1 protein-coding gene is annotated in these 512 nt (G+C 67.2%); it reads right to left on the bottom strand.

Annotated features, from left to right (window positions below; genetic code table 11):
- Positions 1-473 (bottom strand): AMP-binding protein (locus tag Dsi01nite_RS57010; protein ID WP_203854896.1); only part of this gene is annotated, 473 nt, incomplete at its 3' end.
- Positions 474-512 lie beyond the last annotated feature (39 nt).

Raw genomic sequence — 512 nt, 5'->3', positions numbered from 1 at the left:
ACCTGCACACCCTTCGGACGACCCGTCGAACCCGACGTAAACATCACATACGCCAAACCATCCCCGACCGGATCACCGGAGAACGCCGGCCGCGCCCACACCCGCGGATCGTCCAACAACACCGCCCGGAGCCGACCAACCGGCAACTCCTCCACCGTCTCCTCAACACCGACCACCACCGACACACCACCGTCGGACAACATCACCGCCAACCGCGACACCGGATACGACGCATCCAACGGCAGATACGCACCACCCGCCCGCCACACCGCCAACACCGCCACCACAAAGTCCACACCCCGCGGCAGACAGACCCCGACCACCACCTCCGGACCCACACCAACCGACCGCAGATAACCCGCCAGACGATCCGACCGATCCACCAACTCCGCATACGTCAACGCATCCCCGCCACACACCACCGCCGTCGCGGTCGGCGTCACCGCCGCCCACTCCGCGATCAACGACGGCACCAGCAGACCGTCCGGGAACGCCTCGCCAGGCGCCGACCA

The organism is Dactylosporangium siamense, assembly GCF_016862795.1.
Taxonomy (GTDB): Bacteria; Actinomycetota; Actinomycetes; order Mycobacteriales; family Micromonosporaceae; genus Dactylosporangium; species Dactylosporangium siamense.
The sequence above is the reverse complement of the archived record's forward strand: the minus strand, read 5'-3'. Positions and strand labels throughout refer to the sequence as shown.